This is a genomic window from Caldisericum sp. (assembly GCF_049967455.1).
Taxonomy (GTDB): Bacteria; Caldisericota; Caldisericia; order Caldisericales; family Caldisericaceae; genus Caldisericum; species Caldisericum exile_A.
The window spans coordinates 1-19,200 of sequence record NZ_JBMFSR010000021.1 but is presented as its reverse complement, the minus strand read 5'-3'; the positions used below and the strand labels follow the sequence as shown (position 1 = coordinate 19,200).

At 35.6% G+C, this 19,200-nt stretch carries 18 protein-coding genes; 13 read left to right on the top strand and 5 right to left on the bottom strand.

Annotated elements, in window-relative coordinates; all coding sequences use genetic code 11:
• Together ACP5SP_RS05525 and ACP5SP_RS05520 are read right to left on the bottom strand one after the other, a co-directional pair.
• Positions 1-278, bottom strand: a 278-nt coding sequence (locus ACP5SP_RS05525) for a hypothetical protein (RefSeq protein WP_428076162.1), incomplete at its 3' end; no start/stop codon positions are given.
• A gap of 45 nt (positions 279-323) precedes the next feature.
• Positions 324-461, bottom strand: a complete 138-nt coding sequence (locus ACP5SP_RS05520; RefSeq protein ID WP_428076161.1) for a hypothetical protein — start codon at positions 459-461, stop codon at positions 324-326.
• 127 nt (positions 462-588) lie between these two features.
• Here ACP5SP_RS05520 and ACP5SP_RS05515 point away from each other — a divergent pair, with 127 nt between their 5' ends.
• The gene (locus ACP5SP_RS05515) at positions 589-2,379 is read left to right on the top strand and encodes a GmrSD restriction endonuclease domain-containing protein (RefSeq protein WP_428076160.1); all 1,791 of its coding nucleotides are present in this window, start codon (positions 589-591) and stop codon (positions 2,377-2,379) included.
• 184 nt (positions 2,380-2,563) lie between these two features.
• Here ACP5SP_RS05515 and ACP5SP_RS05510 read toward each other — a convergent pair whose 3' ends face one another.
• The 3 genes from ACP5SP_RS05510 to ACP5SP_RS05500 are packed head-to-tail and all read right to left on the bottom strand — an operon-like array spanning position 2,564 to position 5,854.
• Positions 2,564-3,547: an ornithine carbamoyltransferase gene (locus tag ACP5SP_RS05510; protein WP_424586554.1), complete on the bottom strand. Its 984-nt coding sequence runs from the start codon at positions 3,545-3,547 to the stop codon at positions 2,564-2,566.
• A 19-nt stretch (positions 3,548-3,566) separates the two neighbouring features.
• The gene (locus ACP5SP_RS05505) at positions 3,567-4,763 is read right to left on the bottom strand and encodes a YgeY family selenium metabolism-linked hydrolase (RefSeq protein ID WP_424586555.1); all 1,197 of its coding nucleotides are present in this window, start codon (positions 4,761-4,763) and stop codon (positions 3,567-3,569) included.
• Between the two features lie 8 nt (positions 4,764-4,771).
• Positions 4,772-5,854: a carbamate kinase gene (locus tag ACP5SP_RS05500; protein WP_424586556.1), complete on the bottom strand. Its 1,083-nt coding sequence runs from the start codon at positions 5,852-5,854 to the stop codon at positions 4,772-4,774.
• A gap of 127 nt (positions 5,855-5,981) precedes the next feature.
• On the opposite strand from ACP5SP_RS05500, the gene alaS reads away from it, so the two are divergent.
• The 12 genes from alaS (at position 5,982) to miaB (ending at position 18,903) form a co-directional block, all read left to right on the top strand.
• Positions 5,982-8,564: an alanine--tRNA ligase gene (gene alaS / locus ACP5SP_RS05495; protein WP_428076158.1), complete on the top strand. Its 2,583-nt coding sequence runs from the start codon at positions 5,982-5,984 to the stop codon at positions 8,562-8,564.
• A 2-nt stretch (positions 8,565-8,566) separates the two neighbouring features.
• The gene (gene ruvX, locus ACP5SP_RS05490) at positions 8,567-9,013 is read left to right on the top strand and encodes a Holliday junction resolvase RuvX (protein WP_428076157.1); all 447 of its coding nucleotides are present in this window, start codon (positions 8,567-8,569) and stop codon (positions 9,011-9,013) included.
• Positions 8,974-9,951: an endolytic transglycosylase MltG gene (gene mltG / locus ACP5SP_RS05485; protein ID WP_428066788.1), complete on the top strand. Its 978-nt coding sequence runs from the start codon at positions 8,974-8,976 to the stop codon at positions 9,949-9,951. The genes ruvX and mltG overlap by 40 nt, the downstream gene beginning before the upstream one ends.
• A complete protein-coding gene (locus ACP5SP_RS05480; protein ID WP_416085134.1) occupies positions 9,952-10,176 on the top strand; it encodes a hypothetical protein in 225 nt (74 codons plus the stop codon). It abuts the gene before it with no gap.
• A gap of 298 nt (positions 10,177-10,474) precedes the next feature.
• Complete coding sequence (tdh, locus tag ACP5SP_RS05475; protein ID WP_428076156.1) at positions 10,475-11,503, top strand: L-threonine 3-dehydrogenase; 1,029 nt, start codon at positions 10,475-10,477, stop codon at positions 11,501-11,503.
• A gap of 18 nt (positions 11,504-11,521) precedes the next feature.
• A complete protein-coding gene (locus ACP5SP_RS05470) occupies positions 11,522-12,703 on the top strand; it encodes a glycine C-acetyltransferase (protein WP_428076154.1) in 1,182 nt (393 codons plus the stop codon).
• Positions 12,700-14,061, top strand: a complete 1,362-nt coding sequence (gene glmU, locus ACP5SP_RS05465; protein ID WP_428076153.1) for a bifunctional UDP-N-acetylglucosamine diphosphorylase/glucosamine-1-phosphate N-acetyltransferase GlmU — start codon at positions 12,700-12,702, stop codon at positions 14,059-14,061. The genes ACP5SP_RS05470 and glmU overlap by 4 nt, the downstream gene beginning before the upstream one ends.
• Positions 14,054-15,019, top strand: coding sequence for a ribose-phosphate diphosphokinase (locus tag ACP5SP_RS05460; RefSeq protein ID WP_424606596.1), 966 nt, complete (start codon positions 14,054-14,056; stop codon positions 15,017-15,019). The genes glmU and ACP5SP_RS05460 overlap by 8 nt, the downstream gene beginning before the upstream one ends.
• 47 nt (positions 15,020-15,066) lie before the next feature.
• Positions 15,067-15,729 carry a 50S ribosomal protein L25/general stress protein Ctc gene (locus ACP5SP_RS05455; RefSeq protein WP_416085139.1) on the top strand — a complete coding sequence of 221 codons (663 nt, stop codon included), beginning with the start codon at positions 15,067-15,069 and terminating at the stop codon, positions 15,727-15,729.
• An 81-nt stretch (positions 15,730-15,810) separates the two neighbouring features.
• Positions 15,811-16,587: a TIGR00282 family metallophosphoesterase gene (locus ACP5SP_RS05450; protein ID WP_416085140.1), complete on the top strand. Its 777-nt coding sequence runs from the start codon at positions 15,811-15,813 to the stop codon at positions 16,585-16,587.
• The gene (locus tag ACP5SP_RS05445) at positions 16,572-17,648 is read left to right on the top strand and encodes a hypothetical protein (RefSeq protein WP_424586564.1); all 1,077 of its coding nucleotides are present in this window, start codon (positions 16,572-16,574) and stop codon (positions 17,646-17,648) included. The genes ACP5SP_RS05450 and ACP5SP_RS05445 overlap by 16 nt, the downstream gene beginning before the upstream one ends.
• Positions 17,626-18,903 carry a tRNA (N6-isopentenyl adenosine(37)-C2)-methylthiotransferase MiaB gene (gene miaB, locus ACP5SP_RS05440; RefSeq protein WP_424586565.1) on the top strand — a complete coding sequence of 426 codons (1,278 nt, stop codon included), beginning with the start codon at positions 17,626-17,628 and terminating at the stop codon, positions 18,901-18,903. The genes ACP5SP_RS05445 and miaB overlap by 23 nt, the downstream gene beginning before the upstream one ends.
• The last annotated feature ends 297 nt before the right edge of the window (positions 18,904-19,200 follow it).

Here is a 19,200-nt window from a genome sequence, read left to right as displayed (position 1 = left end):
CCGTAAGAAAGAATTTCAAGCACAGATGTCTTTTCGTTAGTAATTCTAGGATAATAAATTTCAACTCTACGTGTCATCATAATGATTTGTCCGCTTATTGCATCGATACCTACAATCTCTGCTCCAAAGTCCTTTGCAACATCATAATCCATGGTGACAGGTATATAAAGAACTTCATTAACTATTGGTGGTAGAATGTAGGAATCGTCTTTCAGGAAATCTTCATTTTGCTCGTAGTAATACTTTTCCCAAACAGTTTTTTCACTATTTATATCCATGGCAAGCAAACTAAAGACAAAAGAACCTCCAATTGGACCATAGGCTTAAAGATATCCATGATCGCAGTCAAGGAAAGCACCTTGCAAATTACCTTTTTCAATATCAAGTGGATAATCATCTATAAAGATATTTTGATAGCTTACCATAATTCCCGTAAGAGCATCTATTTTAAGAATTTTCAAAAAAATTATTAGTTTGTAATTTTTGGTTGAGGCTTTATAATTAATTAGACTGAAGGAAAATGGCCATTGAATAATGAGATGAGGATTCAATAACAAGCTCTAATATTATAGAGAAAATGGAGGAGATATGATTATACAAAAATTTTCCGTTAACAATCATCCAATTCAAACTTTACTTTCATGGGTTTCAAGCAATGAAATTGCAGTACCAGAAATCCAACGTCCGTTTGTGTGGGATGCAATCCATGTGCGAGACTTAATAGATTCGCTTTATCGAGGGTATCCAATTGGCTATCTTATCACATGGCAAAACCCAAATGTTAAATTAAGAGATGGCACAATGTCAAAAGGAAAGAAGATCCTTATTGATGGGCAGCAGAGGGTAACAGCCCTTATGGCTGCGTTGTTAGGGAAAGAAATACTTAATAAGGATTATAAAAAGCACAGGATTATTATTGCCTTTAATCCAGTTGAGCAAAAATTTGAGGTTTCTAACCCGTTTATTCAAAGAGATAAGAGGTGGATTCCAGATATATCAGTGGTATTTTCGCCTGAATTTAGAACTCTTGAAAAATTAAAAGAATATTGCAATATAAATCCAGATGTAAAAGAAGACGACATTTTAAATGCTCTTGATTCACTGAAAAGTATCATCAACATTCCTATCGGTTTAATTGAACTTAATTCAGAACTTGACATAAACGAGGTAACAGAGATTTTCATTAGGATTAATTCCTCGGGTGTTATACTAAGCCAAGCAGATTTTGCAATGTCAAAGATTGCCGTGGATGAGAAGTACGGAGGAAATACTCTACGAAAAGCGATAGATTATTTTTGTTATCTTGCTACAACTCCTGAATTTTACAATCAGATAAAAGAAAACGATAAAGAATTTACAAATACGGAATACTTTAATAAGATGGCGTGGCTCAAAGATGATAGAGATGATTTGTTTGATCCATCATATACGGATGTGCTGAGGATATCTTTCACCTACAAGTTTAAACGTGGTAGATTAGAAGATCTTGTATCTCTTCTTTCTGGAAGAGACTTTGAAACCCGACAATACAAAGAGGAAATTGTTGAAGGATCCTTCTCAATGCTTAAAGAAGGAATAATGGACTTCATGAATGAAAATAACTTCAAAAAATTCTCAATGATCATTCGTTCTGCTGGATTTATTGATAGTTCAATGATTCGCTCTCAAACTGCACTTGATTTTGCGTATACCCTGTATCTTTTTTTAAAAGCGAAAGGAATAAACCAATCAGTCATTGAATCTTATGTAAGAAAATGGTTTGTGCTTTCGATACTAACAAGTCGATATTCTTCTTCCCCAGAGACTACCTTTGATTATGATATTAAAAGAATTGATTCTGATCCGTTTAATTATATGGATAATGTATTGCTTGCAGAACTTTCAGACAGCTTTTTTGAAATTTCACTGCCACAGCAGTTGGATACTTCGGTAGGAAGTAGTCCGTTTTTTAATGTATTCCTTGCAGCACAGGTTAAGTTCAACGACAAAGGATTCCTTTCAAAGGACATTACCGTGAAAGATCTCATTGCAATAAAAGGTGACGTTCATCATATCTATCCAAGAAATTATCTTAAAAAACTCGGTTATAACAGAGGAATGTATAATCAGATTGCAAATTATGTTATGGCACAAAGCGAAATAAACATTGCAATCGGTGATAAGGAGCCCAAGAAGTATTTCGCAGAACTTAGAGAACAATGTAATAGCAAGGAGCTAAAGTACGGTGGTATAACAGATTTTGAAATGCTCAAGGAAAACCTTAAAATGAATTGCATTCCACTTGAATTACTTGATACTGAGATGAGTTATGAGGATTTCCTGAAGGAAAGAAGAAAACTTATGTCGAATAAGATTAAAGAATATTTTAAAACTCTATAAAAAGTGAGGCTGGAATACAATAAAGTTTTTTTAGAAAGAAGTTTGTTTAAAAGGTTTAAAAAGTTTGTTTTTGGTTATTTTCTTCTTAGGTTAAACATAATTTTTGAATGTTTATTAAATATGATATTTAGGTAATTTTTAAGGGGTCCATGTGGACCCCTTAAAGTTATGTATTTTGTGTTTTTTACATCGTTAAAGCAAGGATTGCCTTTACTGTGTGGAGCCTGTTTTCTGCTTCATCGTAGATAACAGAGTGAGGCCCGTCAATAACCGCATCTGTAACCTCAAAGCCTCTGTCTGCAGGCAAACAGTGCATGTAGATTGCATTCTTCTTTGCAAGATTCATTCTTCTTTCATCTGCAATCCAATCTTTGTATTTCTCTGCGATTTTCTTCATCTCTTCGAAATTATTCTGAGCATAAACATATGCACCCCAAGATTTTGGATAAACAATATCAGCATCTTTGAATGCTTCGTCCATGTCGTGGACAACTTCAAATTTTACACCTGCTTCCTCCGCATTTCTTCTTGCTATCTCCATTGCCTCAGGTAAAAGTTCAAATTCGGGTGGCATTGCAAGTGTTACATCAAGACCAAATCTTGGCATAGCCATAATAAGTCCCTGAGGAACTGCAAGTGGTTTTGCATGGCTTTTTGCATATGCCCAGGAAATTACAAATTTTCTACCCCTAAGATCGTTATGGAATTTTTCTTTTATTGTCATAATATCGGCAAGGATTTGAAGTGGGTGATCCCAGTCAGATTCAAGATTGATAACTGGAACAGTTGCCCATTTAGCAACTTCTTCCATATACTTTTGTCCTACCCCAAGATAAATATCATCCCTTATTGCAATACCATGTCCATAACGTGAAAGAATAATTCCTATTTCTTTTGCAGTGTCACCGTGTGAAATCTGAGAGGATTCTTCTGTGATGTAGTGGGCATGCCCTCCAAGTTGTGTCATTGCTGCCTCGGTTGAATTCCTTGTCCTTGTGGATTTATCTTTAAAAATCATAAAAAGTGTTTTGTAAAGTAAGTATGGAGTAGGCTCACCTAATGTAAACTTCTGTTTTAATTCAAAGGCAAGGTCTAATGCTTGTTCTAATTCTTCGAGTGTCCAATCATTTGTTGTAAGAAAATCTCTTCCTTTTAATTTGCTATTCATATTATCCTCCTTCCGTTTTTTATCCCAATTTTTCTTTTAACTTAAATGGCATTAGAGCATAAAATGCTGTTGCCTTTGGTAGATCTGAAAGTCTTACATATTCATCAACTGCATGTGCAAGCCATTCATCACCAGGACCGAAGCCTATTGTAGGTATATTGAGTTTTCCCATTGATGCAACACCATTTGTTGAGAAAATCCAACGAGAAATCTTTACCTCTTCGCCTGGGCGAACTTCTTTTGCTGTTTCAAAACCAGCCTGAACTAATGGATGAGATTCTTCAAGTACCCATGTAGGGAAATATTTTTCTTGCGAAATTAAACGGCCTTTCCATGATTTTGTCTCATACTTAAGGACTCTTACTTCAGAATTCTTAGGATCGGCAAGTGCAGATTCAATTTCTCTAAGAGCTGTTTCTTTTGTTTCGCCTACTGTAAGTCTTCTATCAATAAATATGCGAGATTCGTATGGCACAGAATTAATTGAAGGTGCCTTTGACTCAATATGAGAGACAACTGCTGTACCTTTTCCAAGGAACGGATCTTCCTTAAATGTTTTTGTAAGTTCTTCAATGTTTAAAACTGTTTTTGCCATCTTATAGATTGCATTATCACCTTTATCGGGATGTGCTGCATGGGAGGATTTTCCTTTTACGATAACTTCAAGTTCTACTCTTCCCCTGTGCCCCCGATATACATCAAGACTTGTTGGCTCTCCCAAGACAACGAAATCGGGCTTCAAAACTTCTGTAAATGTGTGATACATTGAAAGTCCATCGCAGTCCTCTTCCTGAACCGAACCCATTACATATAGACTTACATTTTCTGGAATTCCAACCTCTTTTAGGATTTTCGCACCATAAATCATGCATCCTATTGCAACCTTCTCATCAGATGAGCCTCTTCCGTAGAGTTTTCCGTCTTTTATAATACCACCAAACGGATCAACAGACCAGTTCTCTTTGTCTTCTGCCCAAACTGTGTCGATATGTGCATCGTAGAGCAGTTTTATGGGACCTGAGCCAACTCGTCCAATGATGTTTCCTGTTTCATCAATAATAACTTCATCAAAACCTAATTCTTTCATCTTTTTTTCAAGGAGTTTTACAAGCTCACCTTCTTCGCCAGAATAGGACTTTGTTCTAACGATGTCCTGAGCGAAGGCAATAATTTCAGGCTCATACTTTTTTACAAGCTCTTCAATTTTTTCTTTCATCTTTTACCTCACTCCCTTACGATTGTTGTTCCTGCTTTTCCTTCCAGTGTTTCAAGGTATTTTGAAGTAAGTGATATGTAAGCTTTCTTTCCTCCACCTTCCAAGAATTTAATGCATGCAAGAATCTTCGGCCCCATACTTCCTGGTGGGAAGTGTCCTTCTGCATAAAGCTTCTTTGCTTCTTCAAGGGTAAGATACCTCAAATCTACCTGGTTTGGTTTTTGATAGTTGAGTTTTGCCCCGTCTTCACCTGTGAAAATTGTTAAAGTTACATCCAAGTCTTCACCGTGATCCTTTGCCCACTTTATAAGCATTGTTCCAAGAAGTGCAGATGCAAGGTCTTTATCTATGACTGCCTCAACTCCACGGTAAATTTTTGCGTTCTTTCCGTCTTTAAAAACCATTCCATAGTTTGCTTTATAATTTCCCTCCTCATCAGGTTCTACTTCAACAACGGGAATTCCACCACCGCCAACAGTTATTGGTATAAAACCTGCCTCAATTGCATTGACTATTGCTTCGAATTCAACTATATCAAGTGGCTCAGGAGATGGAACAACTTTTCTCCAAATCTCATTTCCCTTGTCATCCTTTTTATAAAGTTTCATAACCCAACCATCTTTTTTCATTCTCTCTTCTGCTTCCTCTTTTGTGTATGAAGGGCCAATGTATTTGGTTGGGTTTTGGAATCCTGGATCGTTTTTGTCAACTACAACCTGCGTAACAATCCCAACGATTGTCTTATTGATACCTCGAGCTCTTAATTCATTTCCTAAAATTTGAGCAATCATGTACCCCATTGCGCCTTGTGTATCTGCACCTGCAACATCCAGAGGAATGGGCGGAAGAATTGGCCTTGAATATTCGCTTCTTAAAAACACATTTCCAACTTGTGGGCCATTTCCATGTGTAATTACGTAGGTGTCATTTGGGAACGCTTCAACAATTTTTGCGATGTGCTTTGAGGTTTCGTGAGTTCTTGCCCATTGCATTGCAATATCAGGAATAATGGGCTTGCCTTTTTCGTCAGTTAATCCCACCGGGGAAACTTCGTTTCCACCAAACGCAAAGATTCTTACTTCTTTTCCCATAGATTTCTCCTTTCAATAGTTTTTTAACAGTATAATATTGTAAAGAAATTTTTAAAATAGTCAAATAGTATGTTTGATAAAGATAAAATATTTGCTAAAATAGAAAAATTGCATTGCGAGGTGGATTATGAATAGTAGAGATATAAGGGAAGGTTTTCTGAAATATTTTGAGAGTAAGGGACACCTAAGGCTTAAAAGTTTTCCACTTGTTCCACAAGATCCAACACTTCTTTTTACTGCAGCAGGTATGGTGCCTTTAAAGTCATATTTTCTTGGTGAAGAAATTCCTCCTTCAAGACGCATTACTACGGTTCAAAAGTGTGTAAGGACAAACGACATTGAGAATGTTGGGAATACTCCAAGACATCATACATTTTTTGAAATGCTTGGAAACTTCTCTATTGGCGATTACTTTAAGGAAGAGGCAATTGCTTTTGCGATGGAATTTATTCTTGACTTTTTAAAGTTGCCAAAAGATAGATTGTGGGTAACAATATATAAAGATGACCTTGAAACAAAAGAGATCTGGAAAAAGCATGGAATCCCTGAAGATAGAATAATACCTCTTGGTGAAGAGGACAATTTTTGGATGATGGGACCAGTTGGTCCTTGTGGACCTTGTTCTGAAATCTACTACGATAGAGGCGCAATTAATGAGAAAGAAGAGGCTGAACTTCCTGGATCATCTGAACGAAGGTTTCTTGAATTCTGGAACCTTGTGTTTACACAGTACGATAGACAAATCGATGGGACTTTAAAACCTCTTCCAAGAAAAAACATCGATACTGGTATGGGACTTGAACGTATCACAAGTATTATAGAAGGAGTTGATTCTGATTTTGAAACTGATCTATTTATGCCGATAATTGAGCATATAGAAAAGCTATCTGGGGTTGCATATAAAACTTCAGAAAAATCAATTCGTGCAATGCGTGCAATCTCAGATCACGCAAGAGCTGCAACCTTTCTTATAGGAGATCATGTAATACCAAGTAACGAAAAACGTGGTTATGTTTTAAGAAGGCTTATTCGTAGAGCAATGCTTTTTGGAAGATCAATTAATCTTACGGAACCCTTTCTATACAAACTTGCTCAAACTGTCTCTGATCTGATGGGTGATATTTATCCAGAGGTGAGGGAAAATCTTACTTATATTCAGTCAGTTTTGAAAGACGAAGAAACTAAATTCAATTCTACACTTAAAGATGGTCTTTACTATCTTGACAATGTAATTGAGGATTTCAAGAAAAAGGGTATTAAAGAAATTCCAGGAGATGTAGTATTTTATCTTTATGATACATTGGGTGTGCCTGTCGAAATAACAGAGCTTGCTCTCAAAGAAGTTGGCTTTACCTACAATAAGGAGCGCTTTGAGGAGCTTCTTGAAAATCAAAAAGAAAAAGCAAGAGCATCTTTTAAGGGAAGCGAGGCATTTCTTGAAAGAGTATCATTCGGTGCAGTAAAGAATATTGTTGGAAATGTCGAGTTTGTTGGCTATGATACACTTGAAACAGTTGCAACTCTAAAATCCATAATTGTTGATGGAAATCTTGTTGAAAGCACTAAAGATACTCATGCAGTTCTTGTTTTTGACAAAACACCATTCTACGCAGAAAAGGGTGGTCAAGTTGGAGATACAGGTACAATAAAAGGTGAAAATTTTGAATTTGAAGTGTATGATACCCAAGCGCCAGTTGAGGGACTCATTGTCCACATAGGAAAGCTAAAGGGATTTGCTAAAATTGGGGACATTGCAACGCTTACTGTTAATTCTTTAAGAAGACAGGCCATAAAAAGAGCGCATACTTCAACACATATACTGCAGGCAGTTTTAAGAAGACACTATGGTGAGAACGTAATGCAACAGGGTTCTGAAGTTAAGGACGACGAATTTAGATTTGACTTTAACTTTCAAGGAACATTTGAACCTGAAGAGTTATTTAATATTGAAAGAGAAATTAATGAAATTGTACTAAGGAACCATAAAGTTAATGTCCACATTATGCCATTTAGCAAAGCAAAAGAGTTTGGTGCACTTGCATTTTTTGAGGAGAAATATGGTGAGGTTGTGCGTGTTATTGAAGTTGAAGGGATAAGTAAGGAGCTTTGTGGCGGAACACATGTCTCCAATACAACCGAAATTGGTCTTGTTGTTCTTATGCAACCCAAAACCGTTGCTTCAGGTATTAAGAGGATTGAAGGTTTGACTGGACTTAAAGCATACGATTATTTAATAAATAAAAGGAAACTTATAAATATTCTCGAAAGTACTCTCAAAACTCAGGAAGATAAACTTGTTAGAAGAAGTGAAGAAATCCAAATAAGGGTTAAGGAGCTTGAAAAAGAACTTACAAACCTCAAATCTAAAATTCTTGAGGGAACAATCAAAAATCTCAAACCAACCATCAAAATTAAGGAGATACCTCTATATGTTTATGATTTTAACGAGGGTACTCTTAATGATCTTAGAAAGGCATATGATTTATCTAAGAAATTCCTAAAAGTTGGAACAGTTATCTTTGTTTCAAAGTTTAATGGTACCTCCTTTATACTTGTGGGAAGTCTTGATGATAAGCTTTCAAGCCTTGAGGTCCTCGAAAAGGTTAAGGATGTAATTCCTCTAAAAGGTGGCGGAAATGAACGTATTGCACAGGGTAGTTTTGATGGTAAAATAGAAGTAGAAAAAATTATAAATGTATTGGGTGGTTGATTTTGGAGCAGTTAAGACCAATTTTGGCGCTTGATGTTGGAAATGTAAATATTGGTATTGCAATCTCTGACAAGGAGCGAATTTTCGCAATGCCTTTGGCTGTTATAAAGCGTGATGGGAATGAAATTGAGGCGATTAAAAACATAATAACTGAAAGAGAGGTCGAAGAGATTGTTGTTGGTCTTCCTAAAACTCTAAGTGGTACAATTGGACCACAAGCGAATATTGTACTTGATTTTTTAGATGAACTGAAGAAGGTGCTCCCTGAAGTAAAATTTGTAACCTGGGACGAGCGATATACAAGTGTTATCACTCATAAGATGCTTCGCTTTCAGGGAATTAGATCAAAAAAAGAACGTAAAATAAAGGACAAGTTCGAAGCACTTTTTATTCTTGAAAGTTATCTCGAATTTTTAAGGAGGCAGAAACGAGAAGAAGAAAATGGTTAGTCCTTGTATCTGTATTGTCAGTAGTGGTTATTGTTGTGCTTTTTGGACTTTCATTTTTTGAGCCTTTTTTAGTTTTTAAAAATGCAAAAATTCTTGAGCTTGACAAAGGATGTACCACAAGAGATATTGCTTTTGTTTTAAAGGATAAGGGTGTTATTTGGGAACCGTACTCTTTTATTTTTTGGTCAAAGGTGCTAAACTATGACTCAAAATTAAAAAGCGGTATTTACGATTTAAAACCTGTTTCAAATATGAGTGAACTCCTTTTAGCGCTTTCAAAAGGGGGACGTCCTAAGGAGCTAACTATTACAATTCCCGAGGGATTTACCTCAATGGATATAGCAGAACGCCTCTACAATAACGGTATAGTTAGGGATAAAGATCTATTTTTAAAGTATATCAAACCATACGAGGGGTATCTATTTCCGGATACGTATAATTTTTATGAAGATATGCAGTATGAAACGATTCTAAAAAAGTTTTTAGATAGATTTAATGAAGTTGTGCCTCAAAATTACGACGAATTAGCAAAGAAAAAAGGTCTAACAAAGAAACAAGCGATAATTCTTGCTTCAATTGTTGAAAAGGAGGCAAAATTCAACGAAGACAGGCCCATTGTTGCATCGGTGTTTCTAAATAGGCTTGCAATTGGAATGCCTCTTCAAGCGGATTCAACGATTCTATATGCATTAGGTATCCATAAGGAATGGCTTACAAAGGAAGACTACCAGATTGACTCGCCATATAATACTTATAAATATGTGGGACTTCCTCCTACTCCTATTTGTAATCCTGGACTGAAATCGATAATTGCAGTAGTTGAAGCGCCAAAGACTGATTACTATTATTTTATGACAACGCCTGAGGGAAAGGCAATTTTTTCAAAGACACTTGCAGAGCATGAAGCTAATCTAAGAAAGTATTATGGAGGAGTATAAATGGAGGATTTAAAAGAAGTTAAATCAAGAGAAGTAGTTAGAAGAATAAAGATGAAAAAAGAATGGATTTGGTTTGTGCAGGCAATTTTTGAAGATACCCATATGGCAGCAATTACCCTTGGAGATTCTGAAAGTCTTACATTTTTTTATGATAAGAAAAACGAAGACTTCATAAATGAATACCTCTCAAGAATTTTTGAGTTTTTAGAAAAAGAAGGTTTGTAGCTTAAAAACCATTTTTTCGCAAAGACAACTTTATAGAAGTCAAAGATTACTTAACGTAGCATTAAACCATGTTTTAGGTTTAAAAATCATTTTCCGTAAGTTAAATTGTTTTTCCGTTTCTAAAGGAATTAGCCTTTAGACTTCATCTTTTCAATGGGTTTACGATTGAAATAAGTTTAAGTGTATTGAAGACCTCTTCAAAACGCTTTTAAAAAATCAAAAAAATATTAGAATATAATTTAGAAAGATGGGGATTTTTTGAAATTAAAAAAAATGGCATGGAAGGAAGGAGGCTTTAATGAAAGCTATATTAAAGAAGGAAAGGAATGTTGGCTTTGTGATTGAGAATGTCCCAATTCCTACAATTGGGGACGATGAAATCCTTGTAAAGGTTGAGGTTGCATCAATTTGTGGAACTGATGTCCATATATACGATTGGAATGAATGGGCCCAAAATAGGATCAATCCACCTTTGATCGTCGGCCACGAGTTTGCAGGTGTGGTTGTTGAAAAAGGATCGGAAGTTAAACGTATCAATGTTGGTGATTTTGTCTCCGCAGAAACCCATATATATTGTAATCATTGTGATATGTGTCTTATGAATCATAGAGAAGTTTGTAGAAACTTAAAAATTTTAGGTGTTGATACAAATGGTGCCTTTGCAGAATATGTTAAAATTCCTGAGCGTGTTGCTTGGGTGAATCCAAAGGAAATTCCACATAAATTTGCTTCTATTCAAGAACCACTTGGAAATGCAGTTGACACAGTCCTTTCAGAGGATATCTCTGGAAAAACTGTTCTTGTAACAGGTGCTGGGCCAATTGGACTCCTTGCTATTGGCGTTGCAAGAGTATTTGGCGCAACAAAAATTATTGCATCTGACTTATCAAGCTACCACCTTGAAATAGCTAAAAGGATGGGTGCAGATGTTGTGGTTAATCCTAAAGAAACAAACCTCAGAGAAGTTGTGCTTAATGAAACTCACGGGCTTGGGGTCGATGTTTCCCTTGAAATGTCTGGTGCAAAGTCTGCTCTTTCTGATGCATTAAAACTTACTAAATTTCTTGGAAGGGTTTCACTTTTAGGACTTTTTGATAACGGTGTTGAAATTAATCTTACAGACGATGTAATTTTCAAAAAATTGCGAATCTACGGGATTACAGGGAGAAGAATTTTTGAAACTTGGCAAATTGTTTCGGATTTACTTAGAAGTAGGAGACTTGATGTCTCACCTGTAATAACTCATGAATTTAAGCTTGAAGAAGTTGAAAAAGGTATAGAACTCATGAAGAGTCATCAATCAGGAAAAATTTTATTGTATCCATAATTTAAGGAGGCAAAAAATATGAATAAATTTGAATTTTTAGAAAAAGAACTTAACGAACTGAAGGAAAAGGGGACTTACAATACAATACGTGTACTTGAAAGTGCACAGGGACCATGGGTTGTAATTAATGGAAGAAAAATGCTTAATCTCTGTGCAAATAACTATCTTGGGCTTATAACAAACGAAGAGGTAAAAAACGCTGCAATTGAGGGTGTAAAAGAATTTGGCGTTGGTGCAGGTGCTGTAAGAACGATTGCAGGCACATTAAAGCTCCATGAGGAACTTGAGAGAAAGCTTGCTGAATTTAAGCATGCGGAGGCAGTGATTCTTCTTCAATCAGGTATTCTTGCAAATATTGCAACAATTCCTCTTGTTGTTGGTGAAGGCGACCTTATATTCTCTGACGAATTAAACCACGCTTCAATTATTGATGGATGTAGGTTAAGTAAGGCAACGATTGTCCGATACAAGCACCTTGATATGGCAGATTTAAAGGCAAAACTTGAGGATTACAAGGACTACAACGTAAGAAAACTCATCGTAACAGATGGTGTATTTAGTATGGATGGAGATATTGCACCACTTCCAGATATTGTTGAGCTTGCCGAAAAATATAGTGCAATTACAATGGTTGATGATGCTCATGGTGAAGGCGTGCTTGGTGATCATGGAAGAGGCATAATTGATTATTTCCATCTTGAAGGGAAGATTGATATTGATGTTGGCACTCTTTCTAAGGCATTTGGTGTCATTGGGGGATATGTTGCAGGAAATAAGACTCTTATAGAATATATGAAGCAAAGAGCACGTCCATTCTTGTTTTCAACACCTCTATCACCTGCAGATACATCTGCCCTAATAAAAGTTGTGGAAATCCTTTCAAGAGATGATTCATTGGTTAAAAAACTTTGGGAGAATGGAAATTATATTAAAGAGCAATTCAAATCATACGGTTTCAATATCGGACATTCACAAACTCCAATTACACCTGTTATAATTGGGGAAGAAAAAACTGCAATGGAATTTAGCAAAATGCTCTTTGATGAAGGAGTTTTTGCACAGGGTATTGTTTACCCAACTGTTCCAAAAGGAACTGGAAGAATTAGAGTTATGGTATCAGCTTCACATACAAAAGATGACCTTGATTTTGGAGTAAAAAAGTTTGTTGAAATTGGAAGAAAACTGGGGGTAATTAAATGATATCAGCAATTGTTTTGGGTGCAGGTATTGGAAAAAGAATGCACTCACAATTACCGAAAGTTCTCCATAAGATCTGTGGAAGAGAAATGATTTTTTATGCAATTGATTCTGTAAAGGATGTTGCCGATAACGGTGTAGTCGTTGTGATAAATGAGGCAATACCAAAAGAGATTTTTGAAGGTTATGAAATAAAAGTTCAAAAAAAACCTCTTGGAACAGGTGATGCTGTAAAGGTTGCAATAGATGGTCTTGATACTGACCTTGTGCTTATAACAACAGGCGATAATCCACTCTTTGAAAGAGAAGATATCCTTGGCTTTTATAACTTCTTTAAGGAAACAAACTCTGATGTTGCATTTATCTCCGCAGAATCTGATGACCCAACAAATCTTGGAAGAGTTGTAAGAATTGGAAATGAATTTTTGAAGATTGTAGAAGAGACAGATGCAACAAATGAAGAGAAGGTTATAAAAGAGATTAATACAGGTGTTTATCTATTTAAATTTGAGCAACTTAAAAAGCTTTTAGAAAAGATCAGCAATGACAATGCCCAAGGTGAGTATTATCTTACAGATGCTTTAAAGATTGCGAAGGAAGAAGGTCTTAAGGTTTCCGTTTATAAACTTCCAAAGAAGCTTCCAATTTATGGTATAAATAATAGATATGAGCTTTCAATTGCAGAAAAAATAATTCAGGAAAAGATTTTAAAGAAGCATATGCTTAACGGTGTTACGATACATAATCCTGAAACCCAGAAGATCGATTACTTTGTTGAGATAGAGAATGATACAGAAATTCTTCCAGGATGCCTTTTGGAGGGAAAGACAAAAATTGAATCTAATTGTGTTATAGGGCCATTTGCACAAATTGTTGATTCTCATATATCCAAAGGAAGCACTGTTAAACAATCGGTTGTTCTTAGTTCTTATGTTGGTGAAAATTGCTCTATTGGTCCATTTGCCTATGTGCGACCTGAAAATCTCCTCGTTAAGAATGTTAAGATTGGTACATTTGTTGAGGTAAAGAAGTCAAAATTTGATGAGGGAGCAAAAGTTCCGCATCTTTCTTATATTGGAGACGCAACTATTGGAAAAAACGTAAATATTGGGGCAGGCACCATTACCTGTAATTTTTCAGGGCTTGAAGGCAATAAGAAAAATCCAACATACATTGAAGACGATGTATTTATTGGCTCACATTCAACTCTTGTTGCACCACTTGTTATTCGAAGAGGAGCTTATACTGCAGCAGGGTCAGTTATAACTCAAGAAGTACCAGAAGATTCTCTTGCAATAGCAAGAGCACAACAGGTAAATAAAATTGGATGGGTTAAGAGGAGGAAGGGGCAAAATGGTTAAAGAGATCATTACAATGGACGAAGTGAAGATTTTTACAGGAAACTCAAATGTACCTCTTGCAGAGTCAATTGCATCTTATCTCAACATGAAGCTAAGCCCAGCAATCGTTTCAAGATTCCCTGATGGGGAAATACAGGTGAGGTGTCTTGAGTCAGTGAGGGGAAAAGATGTGTTTATAATTCAATCAACACAAACGCCTGCAGAAAATTTACTTGAATTGCTGATAATGATTGATGCTGTAAGACGTGCCTCTGCAAGAAGCATCTCTGCTGTAATTCCTTTCTTTGGTTATGCAAGACAGGATAGAAAGACGAAATCGAGGGAGCCAATTTCTGCAAAACTCGTTGCAAATCTCATAACAACTGCAGGTGCCACAAGGGTTATCTCGGTAGACTTGCATGCAGCACAAATTCAGGGTTTTTTTGATATTCCAACTGACAACCTTACGGCAGTTTTAATTCTTGGAAAATACTTTAGAGAAAAGAATCTTGAAAATCCAGTTGTTGTGGCACCAGATGTAGGTGCTGTACAAAGGGCAACTGCATTTGCACAAGAAATCCCACATGCAACGCAAGCGATATTTGTAAAAAAGAGATTAAGCCCCGAGGAGGTTGAAACTTCAAGGCTCATTGGAGAAGTTGAAGGGAAAAATGTAATTCTTGTTGATGATGCAATTCATACTGGAAACACTCTTATAAGTGCAGCAAATGAGGTCTTAAGGCGCGGTGCAAAAGAAGTTTATGCAACGGCAACCCATGGCATATTTGCTCAAGACTCTCTTAAAAATCTCGAAGAATCTCCAATAAAAGAAATTGTTGTAACTGATACTCTTCCCGTTTTAAGCAGACCAAATTTACCTGAGAAGGTAAAGGTTTTAAGTGTTGCACCACTTATAGCTGAAGCGATAAGAAGAATATTAATGCATGAATCTGTATCTGAACTTTTTGAAAAAAAGTAATTTTTGATATAATATAAAGCTAAATTGTTTATTGAGGAGGAATAGATATGAAAAGAGTTTCCTTAAATGCAGAAAGAAGAGAAGTTACAACAAAGGGTGATACAAATAAAATAAGAAGAGAAGGTAAGATACCTGCTGTTGTTTATGGTAAAATTACCGAAACCTTCTATGTAGCGGTAAACTATAAGGACTTTACAAAAATTGAGCATGAAGTTGGTAGATCTGCAATTTTTGATTTAAATGTTGAAGGAAAAACTTATCCTTCAATTATAAAAGAGATTCAAATTGATCCAATTAAGAGAAATATAATTCATATTGATTTTGAAGCAGTCGATCTCTCAAAACCTGTCTATATGACAATTCCTTTAACTTTTGTTGGTGAAGCAATTGGTGTAAAGAAGGGTGGTATCCTTGATCCATCTTTACACGAAATTGAGGTTGAAGGACTTCTTACTGATCTTCCAGATAAGGTTGAAGTTGATGTATCCAATCTTGATATTAAGGATGTCATTTATGTAAAAGATTTGAATCTTGGAGATAAGGTTAAGATTTACTCTGATCCAGATGCTGTAGTGGTATCGGTTGTAACACCTACAACTGAAGAGGTTGTAGCACCTGCTTCAACTGAGGCACAGAGCGTAGCACAACCTACAGAAGCAAAGGCAGAAACAAAAACTGAGTCATCTAAGGAAGGAGCAAAGGAGAAATAAGATTATTGAAATATATTCGACAGGCTACCCAGAGCAATGGGGTAGCCATATTTTTTAAAGCCATATTTTTAAAGGTGTAAAATGAGAGTTCTTTTTTTAGGAGATATTTTTGCAGAACCTGGAAGAACAGCTGTGAAAGAAGGACTTCCAAAAATTTTAGATGAGTATCATCCGCATATTGTGATTGCAAACGGTGAAAATGCTGCACATGGTGCGGGAATCACTTATGAAATTGCACTTGAGTTGCATTCTTATGGGATTGATGTTATAACTGGCGGAAATCATTCCTTCGATAAGAAAGTTCTTTGGGATAAGTTTTATTTACTCCCTTATTTGTTGCGTCCTGCAAATTATCCTCAGGGAGCGCTCGGAAGAGGTTATGTTATTGTTGAAAAAAAGGATTTTAAAGTTGGAGTTTTAAACCTTCAGGGTCGAGTTGAGATGCAACCAATTGACTCGCCGTTTTCAGTTGGCGACAAAATCATAGAGGAATTAAAATCAATAACACCTTATATTATCGTTGATTTCCATGCGGAAGCAACCGCAGAAAAAGAAGCTCTTGGTTTTTATTTTGATGGAAGGGTTTCAGCAGTTATTGGCACTCATACGCATGTCCAAACAGGCGATGAAAGGATACTCCCCAAAGGTACTGCATATATAACTGACGTTGGAATGTGTGGCGTTGAAGATTCGGTAATTGGTCTCGATAAAGAAGTTGCCTTGAAAAGGTTTATTACAGGTATGCCATGGAACTTTGAACCAGCAAAAGGAAATGCAACTTTACATTTTGTTGTGATTGATATTGATTCGTCAGGAAAAGCAGTCCAAATTTTAAGAGGAAAGTGGAAAAAGATTTAGGTAGTCTTGTTGATTTAATACCTCAAACTATTAAAAACTTATTTAACCCTCATAAGACGTATCTTGTTGGTGGTGCTGTAAGAGATTTCTTACTTCAAAAAGATTTTTTTGATTTTGATTTTATTGTACCAAAAGAAGATTTCAATCTACTTTCAACAAAACTTTCAAATCTCAAATATATAGTTCTTAATAGGGAAATATTTCCTTTATATAGGGTATTTTTTGATCGTTTTACTTTTGATTTTACCTACTATGTTGATCTTGAGACTGATATCCAAAAAAGGGATTTTACAATCAATGCAATCTACTTAAATTTGGGAAATTTAGAGATTATTTCACATCCAAAATCATTTTACGATCTTAAGGATGGTATTTTGCGGGTATGCTCAATTAACTCAATAAGAGATGACCCTGTTCGTTTTATGAGGGCGTTCAGGTTTTTGTCGCAGTTTCATCTTGAAATTGAAGAGAACACGAAAAATATTCTTAAAGATTCGAAAGATCTGTATTTTAACGTAAAAAAAGAGCGTGCAAGATTTGAACTTTTGAAATTTTTGAAAGGTGATATTGATGATATTAAAAACGCTTTGATACAAGTGTTTGCTGATTTTGATTTTTCGTTTTTATGCCGTATCCATTTTTCAGAATTGCTTCCAGATCTTCGAAGGAATTTGAATAAAGATTCAACATATCTTGATATCCTCAAGGCTTATTTTCTGGGTCAAGAGTATCCACAGTTCAGATTTGGATTAACAGAAAAAGAATTAGAGTATATAGAATATATTGATGAAAAAATAATTCCGAATTTTGAAAGTTTGTTTGAGGCGTTTTACCGTAAAAAAGATAAGGTTGAGTTTCTGTTGCTAAACATTGTTGCAAATTTTGAGGAAGAGATTTTACCAAAATACATTGAAATTTTAAGATTATGGAAAAAAACCAAAGTGAGGTTTAGTGAAGTTGAAAGATTTGCAAGCGAAAATAATCTTTCAATAGATAGAGCTTATAAAGAAGTTTTGAGAGGAGAATTGTTTAAAATCTATGAGGACATTTGCCATAGTTAACTTTGGATGTCAGATGAATGAATACGAAAGTGAAAAATTTAGAGAAGTATTTTACGATTTTGGATTGGTCGAGGTTTCAAGTATTGAGGAAGCAGATATTGTACTTTTTAATAGCTGCGCTGTGCGAGAAAAATCCGAGCAAAAACTCATAAGTTCAGTAGGATATGCAAGGTCTCTTTACGAAAAATACGGAAGGCCTTATGTAATCGTAGCAGGATGTGTTGCATCCATCAAGGAGAGAAAAATTAAAGAAGTTGCACGTGATAGCCTTTTTATGCTTTCGAAAGGTTATGAACTTATTTATGAGCGTGTTAATGAATTGAGAAGCGAGCTTTCAAAATATTTAAATGCTAATAATTCGCTTAATAAGGTTGAGGTTCACAGAGTTTTTGCGTATGTTCCTGTCATTTTTGGTTGTAACAGTTTTTGCGCTTATTGTATTGTACCTGCAACAAAAGGACGTGAAAAATCGAGACCAATTAATGAAGTATTGGACGAAGTAAAAAGTCTTGTTGATCAAGGGGTAAAAGAAATAGTTCTCTTAGGTCAAAATATAAATCATTATGGTTACGATTTAGGAAAGCAGGAAGGTTTTATTGAACTTCTTGAAGAAGTTGGTCGTATTCCTAATCTTAAAAGATTACGTTATCTTACACCACATCCAGCTTATTTTACAAAGGAACTTGTAAAAAGAATGCGCCGAATTGACACTCTTATGCCTCATTTCCATTTGCCTGTTCAGTCAGGATCAAATAAGATACTGTCTCTTATGAAAAGAGGATATACAAAAGAGCATTACCTTGAGATAATTGAAACAATTAAGAAAGAATTTCCTGAAGCATCAATTACAACTGATATTATTGTAGGCTTCCCAAACGAATCAGAAGAAGATTTCCTTGAAACTATTAATCTTGTTAAAACCGTTCAATTTGATAAAAGTTTTATCGCAGCTTATTCAAAACGTCCTAATACACCTGCAGCAACGATGGAAGGGCAGATTGACCCAAAAACAAAAAAAGAAAGACTTAACTACCTTCTTAAAATACAAAATGAAATAAGTCTTGAGAAGAACAAGGCATATATTGGTGGTACTTATGAAGTGCTTGTTGAAAATGTAAAAGGAAACAAAGCTTTTGGAAGAATCCCGCAAGATAAACTTGTGATTTTTGAAAGTAGTTTTGAGGTTCATCCTGGCGATTTAGCCAATGTCCTTATTACCGACGCTGACTTTATACATTTAAGAGGAAAGGCATAACAAGGAAAAGATTTACAATTTCGATAATCCTGTAAGTGACTATACTCCGCCAATTTGTCATTCATTGCAAATCGATGTGAAGAATTGCAACTAAACATAATGATTAATATTTACTATTTTCTAATGTGTTTGTAGAGAGTCTTTCTTCTCTCTCATTTTTTTCCTGCATTTAATAGCAGATACACCAAATGAAAGAGGGTTCTCATTACTCGAAGGGGTAAAAGCCCCATCAACCATTAGAAAGGGGGGTGTCCCCTTTCTAACTAACCCCCAAATTAAAGTTATTATTTGGGGGAG

Bases quoted from the DNA above. Each gene is read 5' to 3' on its own strand.
- glmU (WP_428076153.1), top strand. From the start codon at position 12,700: ATGATATCAGCAATTGTTTTGGGTGCAGGTATTGGAAAAAGAATGCAC.
- ACP5SP_RS05460 (WP_424606596.1), top strand. From the start codon at position 14,054: ATGGTTAAAGAGATCATTACAATGGACGAAGTGAAGATTTTTACAGGA.
- alaS (WP_428076158.1), top strand. From the start codon at position 5,982: ATGAATAGTAGAGATATAAGGGAAGGTTTTCTGAAATATTTTGAGAGT.
- ACP5SP_RS05455 (WP_416085139.1), top strand. From the start codon at position 15,067: ATGAAAAGAGTTTCCTTAAATGCAGAAAGAAGAGAAGTTACAACAAAG.
- tdh (WP_428076156.1), top strand. From the start codon at position 10,475: ATGAAAGCTATATTAAAGAAGGAAAGGAATGTTGGCTTTGTGATTGAG.
- ACP5SP_RS05500 (WP_424586556.1), bottom strand. From the start codon at position 5,854: ATGGGAAAAGAAGTAAGAATCTTTGCGTTTGGTGGAAACGAAGTTTCC.
- ACP5SP_RS05510 (WP_424586554.1), bottom strand. From the start codon at position 3,547: ATGAATAGCAAATTAAAAGGAAGAGATTTTCTTACAACAAATGATTGG.
- ACP5SP_RS05505 (WP_424586555.1), bottom strand. From the start codon at position 4,763: ATGAAAGAAAAAATTGAAGAGCTTGTAAAAAAGTATGAGCCTGAAATT.
- ACP5SP_RS05470 (WP_428076154.1), top strand. From the start codon at position 11,522: ATGAATAAATTTGAATTTTTAGAAAAAGAACTTAACGAACTGAAGGAA.
- ACP5SP_RS05450 (WP_416085140.1), top strand. From the start codon at position 15,811: ATGAGAGTTCTTTTTTTAGGAGATATTTTTGCAGAACCTGGAAGAACA.
- miaB (WP_424586565.1), top strand. From the start codon at position 17,626: ATGAGGACATTTGCCATAGTTAACTTTGGATGTCAGATGAATGAATAC.
- ACP5SP_RS05515 (WP_428076160.1), top strand. From the start codon at position 589: ATGATTATACAAAAATTTTCCGTTAACAATCATCCAATTCAAACTTTA.
- ACP5SP_RS05480 (WP_416085134.1), top strand. From the start codon at position 9,952: ATGGAGGATTTAAAAGAAGTTAAATCAAGAGAAGTAGTTAGAAGAATA.